This is a genomic window from Pseudomonas sp. G5(2012), assembly GCF_000408945.1.
Classification (GTDB): domain Bacteria; phylum Pseudomonadota; class Gammaproteobacteria; order Pseudomonadales; family Pseudomonadaceae; genus Aquipseudomonas; species Aquipseudomonas umsongensis.
In genome coordinates this window covers 22,912-38,553 of record NZ_APIO01000073.1, presented here as the reverse complement: position 1 = coordinate 38,553, position 15,642 = coordinate 22,912, and the positions used below count along the sequence as shown (strand labels likewise).

The 15,642-nt window shown below is 54.5% G+C and carries 13 protein-coding genes and 4 pseudogenes; 12 read left to right on the top strand and 5 right to left on the bottom strand.

Annotation, left to right across the window (positions count from 1 at the left end):
* The 9 genes and pseudogenes from PG5_RS21715 to arsJ form a co-directional block, all read left to right on the top strand.
* Positions 1–641: pseudogene (locus PG5_RS21715) on the top strand (flavoprotein); the annotation flags it as partial.
* 246 nt (positions 642–887) lie between these two features.
* Positions 888–1,277: an arsenate reductase ArsC gene (locus tag PG5_RS21710; RefSeq protein ID WP_020799270.1), complete on the top strand. Its 390-nt coding sequence runs from the start codon at positions 888–890 to the stop codon at positions 1,275–1,277.
* An 8-nt stretch (positions 1,278–1,285) separates the two neighbouring features.
* On the top strand, positions 1,286–1,657 hold the full coding sequence (locus PG5_RS21705; protein ID WP_010455862.1) for a metalloregulator ArsR/SmtB family transcription factor: 372 nt from the start codon (positions 1,286–1,288) through the stop codon (positions 1,655–1,657).
* Positions 1,658–1,719: 62 nt separating this feature from the next.
* Positions 1,720–1,812, top strand: a pseudogene (locus PG5_RS35410) (arsenate reductase ArsC); the annotation flags it as partial.
* 17 nt (positions 1,813–1,829) lie between these two features.
* The gene (gene arsB / locus PG5_RS21700) at positions 1,830–2,903 is read left to right on the top strand and encodes an ACR3 family arsenite efflux transporter (RefSeq protein WP_042955626.1); all 1,074 of its coding nucleotides are present in this window, start codon (positions 1,830–1,832) and stop codon (positions 2,901–2,903) included.
* Positions 2,896–3,612 carry an arsenical resistance protein ArsH gene (arsH, locus tag PG5_RS21695; RefSeq protein WP_020799268.1) on the top strand — a complete coding sequence of 239 codons (717 nt, stop codon included), beginning with the start codon at positions 2,896–2,898 and terminating at the stop codon, positions 3,610–3,612. The genes arsB and arsH overlap by 8 nt, the downstream gene beginning before the upstream one ends.
* 12 nt (positions 3,613–3,624) lie before the next feature.
* A complete protein-coding gene (locus PG5_RS21690) occupies positions 3,625–4,137 on the top strand; it encodes a tyrosine-protein phosphatase (protein WP_020799267.1) in 513 nt (170 codons plus the stop codon).
* 23 nt (positions 4,138–4,160) lie between these two features.
* Positions 4,161–5,165 carry an ArsJ-associated glyceraldehyde-3-phosphate dehydrogenase gene (locus tag PG5_RS21685; RefSeq protein ID WP_020799266.1) on the top strand — a complete coding sequence of 335 codons (1,005 nt, stop codon included), beginning with the start codon at positions 4,161–4,163 and terminating at the stop codon, positions 5,163–5,165.
* A gap of 9 nt (positions 5,166–5,174) precedes the next feature.
* Positions 5,175–6,395, top strand: a complete 1,221-nt coding sequence (gene arsJ, locus PG5_RS21680) for an organoarsenical effux MFS transporter ArsJ (RefSeq protein WP_020799265.1) — start codon at positions 5,175–5,177, stop codon at positions 6,393–6,395.
* A 348-nt stretch (positions 6,396–6,743) separates the two neighbouring features.
* Here the strand turns inward: arsJ and PG5_RS35005 are convergent.
* Positions 6,744–7,091, bottom strand: a pseudogene (locus PG5_RS35005) (FAD-dependent oxidoreductase); the annotation flags it as partial.
* Between the two features lie 393 nt (positions 7,092–7,484).
* On the opposite strand from PG5_RS35005, the gene PG5_RS21670 reads away from it, so the two are divergent.
* Together PG5_RS21670 and PG5_RS21665 are read left to right on the top strand one after the other, a co-directional pair.
* Positions 7,485–8,921 carry an IS1182 family transposase gene (locus PG5_RS21670; protein WP_020799264.1) on the top strand — a complete coding sequence of 479 codons (1,437 nt, stop codon included), beginning with the start codon at positions 7,485–7,487 and terminating at the stop codon, positions 8,919–8,921.
* A gap of 341 nt (positions 8,922–9,262) precedes the next feature.
* Positions 9,263–9,811 (top strand): cytochrome b, encoded by a 549-nt coding sequence (locus PG5_RS21665; protein ID WP_020799263.1) that lies wholly within the window; start codon positions 9,263–9,265, stop codon positions 9,809–9,811.
* 154 nt (positions 9,812–9,965) lie between these two features.
* Here the strand turns inward: PG5_RS21665 and PG5_RS34270 are convergent, their stop codons facing one another.
* Together PG5_RS34270 and PG5_RS21660 are read right to left on the bottom strand one after the other, a co-directional pair.
* On the bottom strand, positions 9,966–10,502 hold the full coding sequence (locus PG5_RS34270; protein WP_155943737.1) for a hypothetical protein: 537 nt from the start codon (positions 10,500–10,502) through the stop codon (positions 9,966–9,968).
* A 132-nt stretch (positions 10,503–10,634) separates the two neighbouring features.
* Positions 10,635–11,060, bottom strand: coding sequence for an N-acetyltransferase (locus PG5_RS21660; protein WP_020799262.1), 426 nt, complete (start codon positions 11,058–11,060; stop codon positions 10,635–10,637).
* Positions 11,061–11,098: 38 nt separating this feature from the next.
* On the opposite strand from PG5_RS21660, the pseudogene PG5_RS33780 reads away from it, so the two are divergent.
* A pseudogene (locus tag PG5_RS33780) lies at positions 11,099–11,515 on the top strand (inositol monophosphatase family protein); the annotation flags it as partial.
* 498 nt (positions 11,516–12,013) lie between these two features.
* Here PG5_RS33780 and PG5_RS21655 read toward each other — a convergent pair.
* Both PG5_RS21655 and PG5_RS21650 read right to left on the bottom strand, forming a co-directional pair.
* Positions 12,014–12,448 (bottom strand): universal stress protein, encoded by a 435-nt coding sequence (locus PG5_RS21655; protein WP_042955624.1) that lies wholly within the window; start codon positions 12,446–12,448, stop codon positions 12,014–12,016.
* Between the two features lie 68 nt (positions 12,449–12,516).
* A complete protein-coding gene (locus tag PG5_RS21650; RefSeq protein ID WP_042955623.1) occupies positions 12,517–15,252 on the bottom strand; it encodes a cation-transporting P-type ATPase in 2,736 nt (911 codons plus the stop codon).
* Positions 15,253–15,642: the final 390 nt, after the last annotated feature.

The following is a 15,642-nucleotide window of genomic DNA, read 5'->3' as shown; positions in this document are numbered from 1 at the left end:
GGGGGGGGGGGGGGGGGGCGAATGATCAATTGGAAGAGCGCGGAAAGCTCGGCCTGAAGATTCGCCAATTGCTGAATGACGGCGTGATCGAGCTGTTCAAAAACGTCGCTATCGATCAGGTTGTAGGCAGTGGTCAAGGGTTGGTTGTGAGGGCCGGAGACCAGATACTTCCACCTGTGGACCAAATCATTGTGGCGACTGGATTCCGACCTGACATGAGCCTGCTCGCCGAGTTGCGTATTGCACTTGATCCCGCAACTCAAAGCGCAGTGTTGCTCGCTCCAATGATCGATCCCAACGCGCACAGCTGCGGTACGGTCAGGCCTCATGGCGCGATAGAACTTGCCCATCCTGAGGAAGGTTTGTTCATCGTTGGGATGAAGAGCTATGGTCGGGCGCCTACGTTCTTGTTGATGACCGGGTATGAGCAAGTTCGCTCTGTCGTCGCGGCGCTGGCGGGTGATTGGGATGCGGCCAAAAGGGTTGAGCTGATCCTTCCGGAAACGGGCATTTGCAACTCGGATTTCGATGAAGTCGATGATCGCTTGAAGGCCTCGGCAAGTCAGACGTCTTGTTGTGGCACCGGAGAGACAATCCTTGAGGCCGCGCCTCGTACCTCGCCGGGGTGTTGCAAAGCCTAGTGCGCAGCAACAGAACCCGCCCTCGATGACCGGGGCGGGTTAAGGGCGACCTTCTTATTTTCTTTTGCCCGTCCGGGTAGTCCTTGAACCAAGGAGCGACCTGTTTCTGCGTGAGTGACTGATTCATTGCAGAAACCATATATACGCCACCGCAGATATTTGAAGAGGCACGGAAGGCGGGCTAGCGCCGTAATACGCAGCTTTCATTGAAGGTGCTTGGCGGAGTCTAATCGTTTTGATGGATTAATGGGTCGTTGGCTCTTTACCTTGCATACGGAAAAACATATATTCGTTAAGCCGCATACCGATTCGGAGCATTTCGAGGCGTTCAGCGCCGGCACAACTCCAACTCAGGTAGATCCGCGCACCTTCGAGGCGCTTTCACACATCGGTGTGAGCACCGCAGGATTACGTAGCAAGTCGATAGACGAGTTCGGTGGTGAGCGTTTCGATTACGTCATCACCTTGTGTGATAAAGCCGCAGCGCAATGCCTGTCTTTACCTGGAGCGGGTGAGCCATTGGCCTGGAGTTTTGAAGACCCGGTCACCAGCACCAAACCCGATGCCTTCCGTCACACCCTTCACGAAATTCATGAGCGCATCAAGATGTTCGTCTTGGTCAAAAACAAACACTGAGAAACGATATGGCTGACCATCTGACACCGACCACTGTTTTCAAATGCCTGGCCGACGACACTCGGGTCCGCACGATGATGCTCATCACCCGTGAAGGAGAGCTATGTGTTTGCGAGCTGACCTGCGCGTTGAACGAGAGTCAGCCAAAAATCTCCAGGCACCTGGCGCAACTGCGTACTTGCGGCCTGTTGTCGGACCGTCGGCAAGGCCAATGGGTGTATTACCGACTGCACCCGAATCTCCCTGATTGGGTTCATCAAGTACTGACCACCGTGCTGGAAAGCAACAAGCACTGGTTGAGCCCTGATGCCAAACGCCTTGATGAAATGGGTGACCGTCCTGAACGGGCAGCCGTGTGCTGTGAAAGCAAAATCGCCTGATTCCGCCTTCGACCACGAGATCACTCGATGAAAATCCAGTTCCTCTGCACTGCCAATAGCCTAAAACCCGTATTGAAGCTTTCCTGGCATTACCGCTTTCCCAACTGAGTGCCGAACAGCTCAAGGCAGAGCTGGCCCTGATTGGCACGTTGTAACCACAGGAGCAATGATCATGAGTAAAAGCCGCCTTTCCTTCCTGGACCGATACCTGACCCTGTGGATTTTTCTCGCCATGGCCTTGGGCATCGGTTTGGGGAGCCTGTTCGAAGGCTGGCCGCAGTGGCTTAACAGTCTTTCTGTGGGCACAACCAACATCCCCATCGCTATCGGCTTGATGGTGATGATGTATCCGCCTCTGGCAAAGGTTCGTTATGAGGAACTGCCGGAAGTCTTCAAGGACAAGCGCATCCTCGTTTTGTCTTTGGTCCAGAACTGGGTCATCGGCCCGGTGTTGATGTTCGCGCTGGCGATCATCTTCCTTCGAGACCAACCGGAATATATGACGGGCCTGATCCTGATCGGGTTGGCTCGTTGCATCGCGATGGTGCTGGTCTGGAATCAGATCGCGGGAGGCAACAATCAGTACGTCGCCGGGCTGGTAGCGTTCAACAGCATCTTCCAGATCCTGTTTTTCAGTGTGTATGCCTGGGTCTTCCTTGGTCTTCTGCCGCCGCTGTTTGGGTTGGAAGGCAGTGTGATTGAGACCAGCTTTGTCAGCATTGCCGAGTCGGTCCTGATTTACCTGGGTGTGCCGTTCCTGGCAGGCTTCCTGACCCGCAGGATCCTCATTGCCCGTAAAGGTGAAGCTTGGTTTCAGGAGCGCTTCATTCCAAAGATCAGCCCGCTGACACTGGTGGCACTGTTGTTGACCATCGTGGCCATGTTCAGCCTTAAGGGTGATGTGGTGCTGCAATTGCCGCTGGATGTATTGCGTATCGCGGTCCCTCTGACGATTTACTTCGTGGTGATGTTTTTCATCAGCTTCTGGATGGGCAGGCTGCTCAAGGCTGATTACCCACGTACCACCGCACTGGCGTTTACAGCCGCGAGCAACAACTTCGAACTGGCGATTGCCGTGGCTATTGCCACCTTCGGCTTGGCTTCCCCGGTCGCCTTCGCCACGGTGATTGGCCCGTTGGTGGAAGTGCCAGTGCTGATTTCCCTGGTCGGTGTGGCCCTCTGGTTGAAACGCCGCTGGTTCGATGACTCCAAGAGCGCCATTGCGCAGGACAAAGACTATGTTTGATGACCCTATCCCCCAACTCGAAACCGAACTGGTTGATCTCCCCTCGACAGACAAGCTCGGCATCGAAAAGACCTCCATCCATAAGCCGCGCATTTTGCTGCTGTACGGGTCGACCCGTGAGCGCTCCTTCAGCCGTCTGTTGGTGGAGGAAGCCGCTCGACTGCTGGAGCACTTCGGCGCGGAGACGCGAATTTTCAATCCGTCAGGTTTGCCGCTGCCAGATGACGCCCCTGACGATCACCCCCGTGTGAAAGAACTGCGCGAGCTGATGCTGTGGTCCGAGGGGCAGGTCTGGTGCTCTCCTGAACGTCACGGCTCCATGAGCGCAGTGTTCAAGGCACAGATCGACTGGGTGCCACTGGCCATGGGCGCGGTACGCCCGACCCAGGGCAAAACCCTCGCGGTCATGCAGGTTTGCGGTGGCTCGCAGTCGTTCAACGTGGTCAATCAGCTGAGAGTGCTGGGACGTTGGATGCGCATGTTCACCATCCCCAACCAATCCTCTGTGCCGAAGGCCTATATGGAGTTCGATGATCACGGCCGGATGAAACCTTCTCCGTTCTACGACCGTGTCGTCGATGTGATGGAAGAGTTGGTGAAATTCACGCTGCTGCTTCGTGACCGCCAGGACTATCTGGTTGATCGTTATTCCGAGCGCAAAGAGTCAGCGGAAGCACTCATGAAACGTGTTAATCAGCGCTCCATCTGAGGATTTTTCACCTTGTCACAACACCCTTATTCCGTACTGCCTCTGGCACAGTTCAATGGCCAATTGATCTTCACCCCGTGCCCCGGCACAAAGGGCACCAAGCCTTTCGAGGCGTTGCAAACCCTCAAGGACGCAGGCACATCGGCGTTGCTGACGCTGATGCCGACCGAGGAGTTGCTTCAGAACGAGATCGACCTGCTGCCCGAAGAGTGCCAAATGCTCGGCATCGAGTGGTTTCACCTGCCAATAGAAGACGATCAAGCGCCTGGCGAAGCATTCAAAGCCGCATGGGAACAGCATCATCCGCGACTCCAGCAGCTGCTGACCGAAGGGAACACGATTGCTATCCATTGCAAGGGCGGCTCGGGTCGTACGGGCTTGGTCGCCGCTCAGTTATTGATCGAGAGCGGTGTGCCATTTAGTGATGCCATCCGCGATGTCCAGTCGTTGCGTCCACGCGCCATTCAGCATCCTGCCCACATTGAATACATCGGTCAGTTCGACACCCAGTCGAACTCCCTCTGACAACAGATACAGAGCACATCAACATGACTATCAAAGTTGGCATCAATGGTTTTGGTCGGATCGGTCGCCTCGCGCTGCGAGCCGCCTGGAGCTGGCCGGAGTTTGAATTCGTGCAGATCAACGATCCGGCAGGCGATGCAGTAACCCATGCGCACCTGATCAACTTCGACTCTGTGCACGGTCGTTGGCACAGCGAAGCCAGCGCAGAGGGCGATCAGGTAGTGATCGGCGGCAAGCGCATCAAGGTGACTGCGAACAAAGCGATTGGCGACACCGACTGGTCGGGTTGCGATCTGGTGATCGAGGCCAGCGGCAAGATGAAAACTGTGGAGGTGTTGCAGGCCTACCTGGATCAGGGCGTTAAACGTGTGGTGGTCTGCGCTCCGGTGAAGGAAAAAGGCGCATTGAACATCGTCATGGGCGTCAACCATCAGCTGTTCAACCCGGCTGAACATCGCATCGTCACCGCCGCTTCGTGCACCACCAACTGTCTGGCGCCAGTGGTGAAAGTGATCCACGAGAAGCTGGGCATTCGCCACGGTTCGATCACCACCATCCACGACCTGACCAACACCCAGAGCATTCTCGATCAGCCGCACAAGGATCTGCGCCGTGCGCGTGCTTCCGGCATGAGCCTGATCCCAACCAGTACCGGCTCGGCCACTGCCATCGCCGAAATCTTCCCGGAGCTGCGCGGACGCCTGAATGGTCACGCTGTACGCGTACCGCTGGCCAACGCTTCGTTAACTGACTGCGTCTTTGAAGTCGAGCGAGCCACCACTGTGGAGGAGGTGAATCAGCTCCTCAAGGACGCTTCCGAGAACGAGCTGAAAGGCATCCTCGGTTTCGAGGAGCGTCCATTGGTGTCCATTGACTACCGTACCGACCCGCGTTCATCGATCATTGATGCGCTCTCGACCATGGTCATCAACGGCACCCAGGTCAAACTTTACGCCTGGTACGACAACGAATGGGGCTATGCCAACCGTACCGTCGAACTGGCCAAAATGGTCGGCCTGGCAGTCTGAGGAGCGATCATGAAAGCGTTGTCAGCCCTCGCTCCGGAAGTGCGGCAGTATCTGCTCGTGACGGGCAACTACTGGGCCTTCACCCTCACCGACGGCGCTTTGCGCATGTTGGTGGTGCTGCACTTTCACGCGTTGGGCTACAGCCCACTGCAAATCGCGGCGTTGTTCCTGTTCTACGAACTCTTTGGCGTAATCACCAATCTTGTGGGCGGCTATCTCGGTGCTCGGCTGGGTCTGAACCGAACCATGAACATCGGGCTGGGTATCCAGGTCGCGGCGCTGCTGATGCTGACAGTGCCCTTGGCCTGGCTGACCATCCCCTGGGTGATGGGCGCTCAGGCGTTGTCGGGGATCGCCAAAGACCTGAATAAGATGAGTGCCAAAAGCTCCATCAAGCTTCTGGTTCCTGATGGGCAGCAGGGCAAGCTCTACAAGTGGGTGGCGATTCTCACCGGCTCGAAGAACGCACTCAAGGGTGTGGGTTTCTTTCTGGGCGGAGCCTTGTTGGCACTCATTGGCTTCAAAGGTGCCTTGCTGGCCATGGCGGGTACCCTGGCTCTGATCTGGATCAGCAGCTTGATCCTCTTGAAGAAGGACCTGGGCAAAGCGAAAGCCAAGCCTAAGTTTCGCGACATCCTGTCCAAGAGCCGGGCGATCAATATTCTTTCGGCAGCACGGATGTTTCTGTTTGGCGCCCGCGACGTTTGGTTCGTGGTGGCCTTGCCGGTTTACCTTAGCAGCGTTTTCGGCTGGGACTTCTGGGAGGTTGGCGGATTCCTCGCGGCCTGGGTGATTGGCTACGGCATTGTGCAATCCTTCGCGCCCAACATCACCGGCAAGAAACGAGGGCACGTACCGGATGGTCGTGCGGCGTTCCTGTGGGCACTTGCATTGGCGGGAATGCCTGCGGCCATTGCTCTCGGGCTAAACACCGGGGTGTCACAGCAGGAGGTATTACTCGGCGGATTAATGGTCTTTGGCGCGCTGTTCGCGGTGAATTCGTCGCTGCACAGCTACCTGATTGTCTCTTACGCCAAGGAAGACGGCGTGTCGCTGGACGTGGGATTTTATTACATGTCCAACGCCATGGGGCGGCTGATAGGCACGGTGCTGTCCGGCTGGGTTTATCAGGTGTATGGGCTGGAAGCATGCTTGTGGATATCGAGCGCATTCGTTCTGCTCGCTGCATTGATTTCTATCGGGCTGCCGAAGCATGCCGAGGCGATATGAAACCGTCAAACAGGATGCGGTGGGGACATGGTTTATAGGAGAGTGGCGCAGTAACCAGGGAGATGCTTGAGCGCTACCGTCACTTCGACTTTCCGTCGACAGGCTGCAATGGGGGGATTGCACGGTGGAGTTTGGCAGCCTGATTAGCCGCGATGAGAAGCGAGCATCCTGGGTGGTGAAAGAGGGCAGCAACTGTCCAGCCAACAACCAAGGACTGCTGAAGGATATCCTGCTTCAGCGCATAAACGACTGCATGGTCAGTGTCCAACGTTACGCTTCTGCGGAAGATGTCAGGCAAGGCTCTCCGCAACAGTCAGCGGTATACACCAAGGCCGATTGCAGTCCGCCTCAGGCGGACTGACCGGCGAGAAAGGCTACGATCTCATTGACAGTGCTTCGTGCTGTTCGTGTCACACCGATCAGTGTGGCGGACGCCGAACCTGTCCACTCACCGTAACCAACCAACCACAACCTTGGCTCTTCGGTCGAGTGGGTGCCTTCGACCTCAACGCGGCCCTCGGCGTTGACCAGCCCCAGTGATTCAAGATGCTGTAGGGCTGACCTGAAACCGGTGCACCAAATTACCGCGTCCACCTCAGATTCGGAACCATCGCTCCAAATAACCCCGTTGCGAGTGAAACTGTCGAAAGGTCGTACAGACTTGAGAACATTGCGCTCTCGGGCTTCGTAGACAGGCCGTTTTTGTGGCTCAAATGGCTCTCATCACGCGTTATCCGCTTAATTTCGCCAACATTTCCGACTGGCGGTTTGCAGAGGTATCTACTTGTTGGCGCGGTGAAGTTTCTGCAAGTCAGTCTGGTTTTTTTCAAGATGAGCGATTGGTACGACTCACGAAAAAGGACAGGTATTGCAGATTTGCGGTCTCCGATAATCACGAAGTGAAGTTCGGCAGTTAGCTTGGTCATGTGCTCACCCGAGATGCGGGCATGATAGACATGGTATTCCTACTGCGAGTGGCTGCTATTGGCGATTTCTGCCTGTCACTAGGGGCTGAAAGCGACCCAGGCTGTGTGAAAACGCCTGCGATTGTCTAATCTTCTGATCGTCTAGATCGTGGTGGGGACGATCATGAAGCGATTCATCGAAGGTGAGTCTCGGACGCAAGTCACCTTGCTGCCGGAGTGCCTGGACGATTACGTAGCCGAAGAAAATCCAGTGCGCGTGGTCGACGTTTTCGTCGATGAACTCGACCTGGGTGCACTTGGTTTTGAGGGCGTCGATCCTGCTGCAACGGGTCGCCCCGCCTACCATCCAGCGGTCTTGCTGAAGATCTATATCTACGGCTACCTCAATCGTATTCAGTCCAGTCGCCGGCTTGAGCGTGAGGCCGAGCGCAACGTCGAGTTGATGTGGCTAACGGGGCGTTTGGCTCCGGATTTCAAAACCATTGCCGACTTTCGCAAGGACAACGGCAAAGCTATTCGCAGCGTATGCCGCCAGTTCGTGGTGCTTTGCCGTAACCTCAATCTCTTCTCTCAATCGATCATCGCCATCGATGGCAGCAAATTCAAAGCCGTCAATAATCGCGACCGCAACTTCACCCAGGGCAAAGTGAAGGCACGCATGCGGCAGATCGAGCAGAGCATTGATCGATATCTGGCGGCAATGGATTCGGCGGATCGGGCAACGCCCGAAGTGGCTGAGGCCAAAGCCGAGCGGCTAAAAGAAAAGATTGAAACCCTGAAACAGCAGATGCAGAAACTCAAAGACATCGAGGCGCAGCTTCACGACAGCCCAGACCAGCAAATCTCCCTCACCGATCCAGATGCACGCTCAATGGCCACGAGCGGCCGAGGCACCGGAACGGTTGGCTATAACGTACAAACGGCCGTCGACGACAAACACCATCTGATCATTGCCCATGAGGTGACCAACGTTGGCAATGACCGGACGCAACTCAGCAATATGGCGAACCAGGCGCGTGAGGAGATCAGCGCCGAGTCGCTGACAGTGGTAGCCGACCGAGGTTATTACAAGGGTCTGGAAATCCTTGCCTGCGAGCAGGCTGGCATCACCACCTTCGTACCGAAACCCCTGACATCAGGCAGCAAAGCCGAAGGCCGATTTGGTAAGCAGGACTTCATCTACCTTGCCGCATCGGACGAGTATCGATGCCCTGCGGGACAGTTGCTGACCCGGCGGCATTCTTCAGTGGAAGACGGCATGTTATTGCACTGTTACTACTTCTCGGGGTGCCAGTCCTGCTCAATGCACAAGCAATGTACGACCGGTAAGGAGCGCCGGGTAAAGCGCTGGGAACATGAAGGCGTAGCCGATGCAATGCAGGTACGGCTTGAAAATGATCCAACGATGATGAGGCGCCGCCGACAGACCGTTGAACATCCATTTGGAACGCTCAAATACTGGATGGGAAGTACCCACTTCCTGACCAAAACCCTGCCGAGGGTAAGCACCGAGATGAGCCTTCATGTGCTGGCCTACAACCTCAAACGAATGATGAGCATCTTCGGTATCTCAGGACTGCTTGAAGCGATCAGGGCGTGATCCACCCGCTTGATCGTCCGTGAGTTGCTGTTTGGGCCGCTGACGCGGCCCAAACAGCATTAACGAACGCCTATGTAACTGACTAGGGCAATTCGCGATTCCGTCTGCTGGTTTCGCAGGCAACGCCCGTAGCTCTCAGCTTTCGAAGTGTTCAGTGCGTTTTCACACAGCCTGGACCCATTGCTGACCTTCTCTTTTGGAGTGGGAAAGCTTGGTAGCCGGGGAGGTTCTGATTGGAATGTATCGAGCTATTCGATTCTTATAAGCAGTAATTGTCATTTTTTTTCGATGACTTATCGAGGCAATAATTCATCCACGATTGAACTGAAAAGGCACACAGGATGGCAAAAGCAGAGAGTTACACCAGTACTGCAAAGTGGCTGCATTGGGGGATGGCGTTGCTCTGGATCGGTGCCTGGTTCATTGGAATCCTGGCCACTCACTGGCGTGATGAGTTTAATACGCATCATGAGCTGACATTCCTGCACAAAGCGATGGCGAGTACGTTGCTGTTTTTGATTGTTGTGCGTATCGCATGGAGGATCACTCACCCCGCGCCGGCATTGCCCGCGGCGATGAGCCCGCTAATGAAGCGTGGGGCTTTCTTTGGTCACTTTATGCTTTACGCAATTGCGCTAATCGGCCTACCACTCTCTGGCTGGTATTGGAGCTCTGTGGCAGATAAACCCATCCTCGTGGCCGGACTTTTTCAGTTACCGCCTATGGTCGATCCTGACCAATCGCTTTATGGCTTGGCAAAATCGATTCATACCTATGTTGCTTGGCTATGCGGAGCCTTGGTGGGAGGGCACGTCATCGTGGCGCTCAAGCATCACTTCGTTGAAAAAGACGAGGTGTTGAAAGGCATGCTGCCTGGTCGTAATTCGTAAGCGAGTCCAAGGAATAGAGTCACAGGGGTTAGGGGCCAGATTTTTATCACCACTCAAACGACTACTTCTGGTCGATTGCGCCGGTCAGCAGTGGCTAAAATGGATAACTGCTGCTTGTCGTTGCTGTGCAATCTTTTGACCGCAGTGGTTGCTTCTATTGGCTGATGATTGTTGCTGAACCCAGCACTTGAAGTTGTGCGGATTCAGATGTGGCAGTAGTGATGGTAAACAACATTTTTCGTGTCGTGCTTGGAACTGACCATTCGTAGGAAAGGGTTTGAGTTTGCCCATTTGAGGGTGAGTGTGTTTGCTCGTTTTTTACCAGCGTTGAGGTAAACGGAGAGGGTGGATTTGCGACCAGTCCAGTGAACAGCTTGATAGCGGTCTCAGTACTTGCCCTGCGGACATGCACAGCGCAAAAAATCTTGCCGCTGGGAAGCGCTAACACAAACGTTCCGTACTTGTCTGGAACAGACCAAGCGTCGCCAGGATTACCTGCCAGAAACAACGCCGCTTTTTCGGTGGGAAGGCTAGGGATTGGCCTGGGTTTTTCTCGGAGTGCTTCCAGATTTGGAAGGTTCTTCATGCAAAGCGATGCGTATATTTTGGCGAACGAGTTGGCCTGGTCATCACCTTCGCTGGTAAGGCAGCCTTCATAAACATGCAGAGACCAGAAAGGTTCGAGACTCAAATCATAGAGTTCGCTCCTGGCCGATTGCTGCCTGCCACGAAGGGCCGAAGGGCGGTCATCGAATACGAGCGCCCCATAATTGATAGCTACCCGGTATCAAGTGCAGCAATCGGCTCAAGGTTCAATGTGCCGTCAGCACAACAGCTTGTGGTAGAACATTCGGGTATGTCCCGGCGGATAATCCGTCAGGCGCCCAAATTCGCAGTAGCCCAGCTTTTGATAAAATCCCGGTGCCTGAAAACTGAATGTCTCCAGCCAGATACCTATGCAGTACTTTTTCTGCGCGATGTCTTCGGCCATGTGCATAAGCCGTTGTCCGATACCCTGGCCCCGCATCGACTCGGGAACACTGACAAGATCGATGAGGAGCCATCGATAGGAAACCTTTCCGTACAGCCCGCCAATGATTTCATTGCTGTCAGGATCTCGCAGCAACAGGGCAAAAGTTTCATGGGCGTCGTCTCCACCCTTGGCCAGATTGTGGGCCAGCAACGGGGTCAGAATGGCTGACCGCTGTTCTTCCGTTGCATGTTCCGACAGCAGGATGTCTAAAGGCATGGCGCTCTCCCTGAGCAATGAATCAGTGGGTCGACAAGGATTTTTTGATGGGGTTGAAGGGGGCTGCTCTGTCGGTGGGTCTGCTGCATGTAACTATCCCAGTGCTTGGGGTCGTGTATGCCACTGTTACTCCTGAGGGGGCTCCTGATTGTATCGGTCGGACGGAAGGTCTTTCACACTTGATTCGCAACGGCCAACCAGTAAGCGCTGGTCTTGCTGATAAAAAGCTCTCGAAAGGCAGTAGAGTAATGGTCAGCGCTGCGGCGGTGAATAAACCGGAGCTCAATCGTGAGCTGTGCGCACCAGCGTGTTTTCATGCAATGCCTTCAATTGCATACAGGTTAGCAAGAGTTGCCGTCGGCGATGCTGTATGTGGTGTCTCGCTCTATCCTGTTTCAGCTCATGACGTCGTAGCTGGGCATGCGCTATTAAGAGGTGCAGGAGGGGTATTGCTGGGTTCCGAGTACAATCTACATGCCCATGTAGTTTCATCAACGCTTCGACGCTCCACTGTGTGCGTGCCGGAACGAAGGGCATGAGTAAGCAAAGGCGCTTTAAGCATTTCCAGGCGTGATGCCTCTGCTTGATTGAGCGCGATATCACTATAATGAGTGGTGGGCAAAGCCGCGAAGGTTGGAGTGCCGACCACGAAGGCCGACCACCCTTTCGGGTGCCGACGCGACCCCGCCCATAACGCAGGCAACGCGAGAACATGGTCACAAAGGCCCTAGACATTATTGAATTCGCCGAGGGTCTTCTGTTGGGGAGCAATCCTAGGCTAATCGATATCAAATCATTGTCGAGAAGGCATTTGATTCAAAAAGTATCAACACCCCGCTCGTCATAGGGCTTCATGGTCGGCGAAAGGGCAAAGCTCCATCAAAACCTTTCCCCAACAACTGTCTTTGACAATCCAGTTATGGGTGCCGTGCTGTCAAACCATTCACGATCTCCTATTTGACTAGGGTGATTGGTAAATCCGAGAGCTGAATCACCTTTGCCGCGACAGAGCCCAGAAAAATCCCCGCCAAAAAACCATTGCCATGCGAACCTAGGATGATGCTGTCACATCCAAGGGAACGCGAACACGCCACAATTTGGCTGGCTGCATCGCCTTGTAAGGTATGGAGTGCGAATGCAATCCCTTCTTGCTTCAGAAGCACCTCAGCTTTTTGTGAATCCTCAGCACTTTTATCCCCATAGTAACGATCACGCTCATCCTCGCTCATGTCGAGTGCGATTCGAGTTGGTAAAAGTGGCTGCACATTCACCAGATGTACCTCAACACTACCGCCCAGTAATCCGCCATCTTGGATCAGCCCAATAAGGTAACGCACCGCGCGCTCCGAATGCTCGGAACCATCGATCGCTACAAGTATTTTATGCATTTTCCAAATCCTCTTTCAGTGGCATGAAGATGCTTGTCGTTTAGGGTATGCCCAGTATGCAACCCGTTCTACTCGGACAAGCGGATTCGAATCTGTTTTTCTATCTCGATTACCGCAAACAGCGCAACACCAACCCCGATGATCAGCAGGCCATCAAGGAAGGGGACTGCCTCTGTTGCAAACACCTTTTGCAGCGGTGGCGCATACGTGATGGCGAACTGAGCGAAGGTAATCACTGTGACGGTCATCCACACGACCTTGGTGCCGCGAATGCCCTTCCAGGTAAGCGATGTGCTGTAGAGATTACGAATGAAGAACAGATGGAATATTTCCATCACGACTAACGTGTTCACCGCGATGGTTCGGGCCAACTCCACGGAGTAGCCGCGGTCGAGTGCATACGAAAAAATGCCGTAAACACCACAGAGGAAAAGAACGGAAACAAGCACCATATGCCAGACTAAGGCTCCGCTTATGAGTGGTTCCTTGCGTGAACGAGGCGGTCTGCGCATGGTGTTTTCTTCGGTGGGCTCGAACGCTAGCGCGATGCCGAGCGTCACTGCGGTTATCAGATTGATCCACAGAATCTGTATCGGCGTCACCGGCAGGGTAATGCCGAGTAGCAGCGCGACGATGATGGTCATGGTCTCGCCCGCGTTGGTAGGCAGCGTCCAGCTCAGCACTTTCTTGATGTTGTCGTAGACTGTCCGGCCTTCGCGTACTGCAGCCACGATGGATGCGAAGTTGTCATCTGCCAGCACCAGGTCTGCGGCCTCCTTGGCGGCTTCACTGCCTTTTCCACCCATGGCGATACCGGCATCGGCACGCTTTAGCGCTGGTGCGTCGTTAACGCCATCGCCGGTCATGGCCACTGTCATGCCGTTCGATTGCAGCAGCATTACCAACCTGAGCTTATGTTCGGGGCTGGTGCGAGCAAAAATATTGACGTCCTTTACCGCTTCCTTGAGGGCAGCATCGTTCATGGCGTCCAGGTCCACGCCAGTCAGCACCTTGTCGGGATTTTGCAGGCCAATCTGGCGACCGATAGCAGCGGCGGTGCCGCCATGATCGCCAGTGATCATTTTTACGACAATGCCCGCCCCTTGGCATTGCTGAACTGCCTTTATCGTCTCGGGTCTAGGTGGATCAATCAGGCCGACCATGCCCAGCAACGTTAACGTTCCTTGCACGTCCCCGAACTCCAACACGGTGTGCTCGGGCCGAACCGATCTCACTGCTAACGCCAATACACGCTGCCCCTTGGCAGCAATGGCGTTTGCCCGTGCGTGCCAGTATTCCGCATTGAGCGGTTCAGTTCCGCCGGCGTTTACGAACTGCTGCGTGCTCATGGCCAGTATTTGCTCTGGCGCGCCTTTCACATAGATAGAGGCATGTCGATCATGGTTGTGATGCAGTGTCGCCATGAAACGGTGTTTAGCGTCAAATGGTATGGCGTCGGTGCGGGGCCAAGCCCGATGGTCTTCATCTCTATCGATTCCGGTCTTTCCGGAAAATGCTAGCAAGGCACCCTCCATCGGGTCGCCCTCTACCTTCCATAAGTCATCATGCAGGCGCAGCACGGCATCGTTGCAAAGACCTGCTGCTCGCCCCAATTCTGACAGCGCGGGGTGAGACGATATGTCGATTAACTGATCGGCAAGACTGATGCTTCCCGCTGGCTGATAACCTGCGCCATCGACGGTGAAGAGGAGATCGTTCGTGACGACCGATGCCACCATCATTTCGTTGCGGGTGAGAGTGCCGGTCTTGTCAGTGCAGATGACGGATACCGAACCTAGCGTTTCGATGGCCGGTAGGCGACGCACGATGGCGTTGCGGCGAGCCATTGCCCGTACTCCTACAGCCAGCGTAATAGTAAGGACTGCTGGCAGCCCTTCAGGTATCGCCGCTACCGACATCCCCACCACGACCATGAAGATCTCGGTGAATGCGTAGTGCCCGACATAATGGCCGAACACGAGCAAAAGGCCACCGACTAACAAGATCAAGATCGTCAGCCAGCGCGCGAATACGTTCATTTGCTGCACCAGCGGGGTGGTCAGCGTTTCTACTCCTGCAAGCAGCGTACTGATGCGTCCGATTTCAGCAACTGCTGCGGTAGCAACTACAACCCCTGTTGCTTGCCCGCAAGTCACGAGGGTGCCGCTGAATGCCATGCATGTACGATCACCCAGGGCAGCTTCAAGACCTACTGGTTCAGTATGTTTTTCTACTGGTAGGGATTCACCGGTGAGAATTGCTTCTTGAATTTGCAGTCTGTTCGCGTGCAGCAGGCGTAAATCAGCAGGTACTTTGTCTCCGGCCTCCAGCAATACAATATCGCCCGGTACTAGCGCCTCACCTACAACACTCAAGCGTTCGCCTGCGCGAACTACTGCTGCGTGCGGTGCCAACATCTGCCGGATAGCGTCCATGGCTTTTTCCGCTTTGCCTTCCTGGACGTATCCAATGATTGCGTTTGCAATTACTACCGCAAGAATCACCACCGTGTCCCACAGATGTTGCAGCATCGCGGTAATCGCAGCGGATCCTAGAAGCACATAAATCAGAATGTTGTGAAATTGCAGCAAGAATCTGAGCCACGCAGGCCGACGTGCGGCTTCTGGTAGCCTGTTGAAACCAGTGCGGGCAAGCCTGGCTTGAACTTCGGTTGCCTCCAACCCGACATGCTCATTCACCTCGAGCAGGTTCATCACTTGCTCTGCAGGCAGCGTATGCCACGCCACGGAATGCGTGGGAACTAGTGTTAGCTCAGCTGCTGCGTCGACCACCGGCTTCTTCAATGAATATCTCCTGTGCGCATAGCTCGACTGAACTGGGCTGAGTTGGTCATGGGCGGGCGCGGGTATAGCAGAACGCTTAAAAAATCGTTGGATTTTCTTACATTCACTCTATTAACCAGCTGATACGAACTAAAAGATCCATGCAACCAAGCGCTTGATGATTATTGACTTAAATCAAATTGTTGGCAGACGGTAGTGTGACAAGATATTTACGGAGCAATCTATTCTTCGATCTAAGCCTCTTGTGATTTATGGTCGCAGCACCCTGATATTGCTTTTAGTAAGTTCGATCTGTTAAGAGTATTGGAATGCAGTTGCTGCAATACTTTTATAAATCATTACGTTACAGTCCACATAGGGCTTGCACTCATAGTAAGAGTGCAAGCAATG

Coding starts and splice junctions, on each gene's coding strand:
- PG5_RS21710 (WP_020799270.1), top strand. CDS start 888: ATGGGTCGTTGGCTCTTTACCTTGCATACGGAAAAACATATATTCGTT.
- PG5_RS21705 (WP_010455862.1), top strand. CDS start 1,286: ATGGCTGACCATCTGACACCGACCACTGTTTTCAAATGCCTGGCCGAC.
- arsB (WP_042955626.1), top strand. CDS start 1,830: ATGAGTAAAAGCCGCCTTTCCTTCCTGGACCGATACCTGACCCTGTGG.
- arsH (WP_020799268.1), top strand. CDS start 2,896: ATGTTTGATGACCCTATCCCCCAACTCGAAACCGAACTGGTTGATCTC.
- PG5_RS21685 (WP_020799266.1), top strand. CDS start 4,161: ATGACTATCAAAGTTGGCATCAATGGTTTTGGTCGGATCGGTCGCCTC.
- arsJ (WP_020799265.1), top strand. CDS start 5,175: ATGAAAGCGTTGTCAGCCCTCGCTCCGGAAGTGCGGCAGTATCTGCTC.
- PG5_RS21670 (WP_020799264.1), top strand. CDS start 7,485: ATGAAGCGATTCATCGAAGGTGAGTCTCGGACGCAAGTCACCTTGCTG.
- PG5_RS21665 (WP_020799263.1), top strand. CDS start 9,263: ATGGCAAAAGCAGAGAGTTACACCAGTACTGCAAAGTGGCTGCATTGG.
- PG5_RS21660 (WP_020799262.1), bottom strand. CDS start 11,060: ATGCCTTTAGACATCCTGCTGTCGGAACATGCAACGGAAGAACAGCGG.
- PG5_RS21655 (WP_042955624.1), bottom strand. CDS start 12,448: ATGCATAAAATACTTGTAGCGATCGATGGTTCCGAGCATTCGGAGCGC.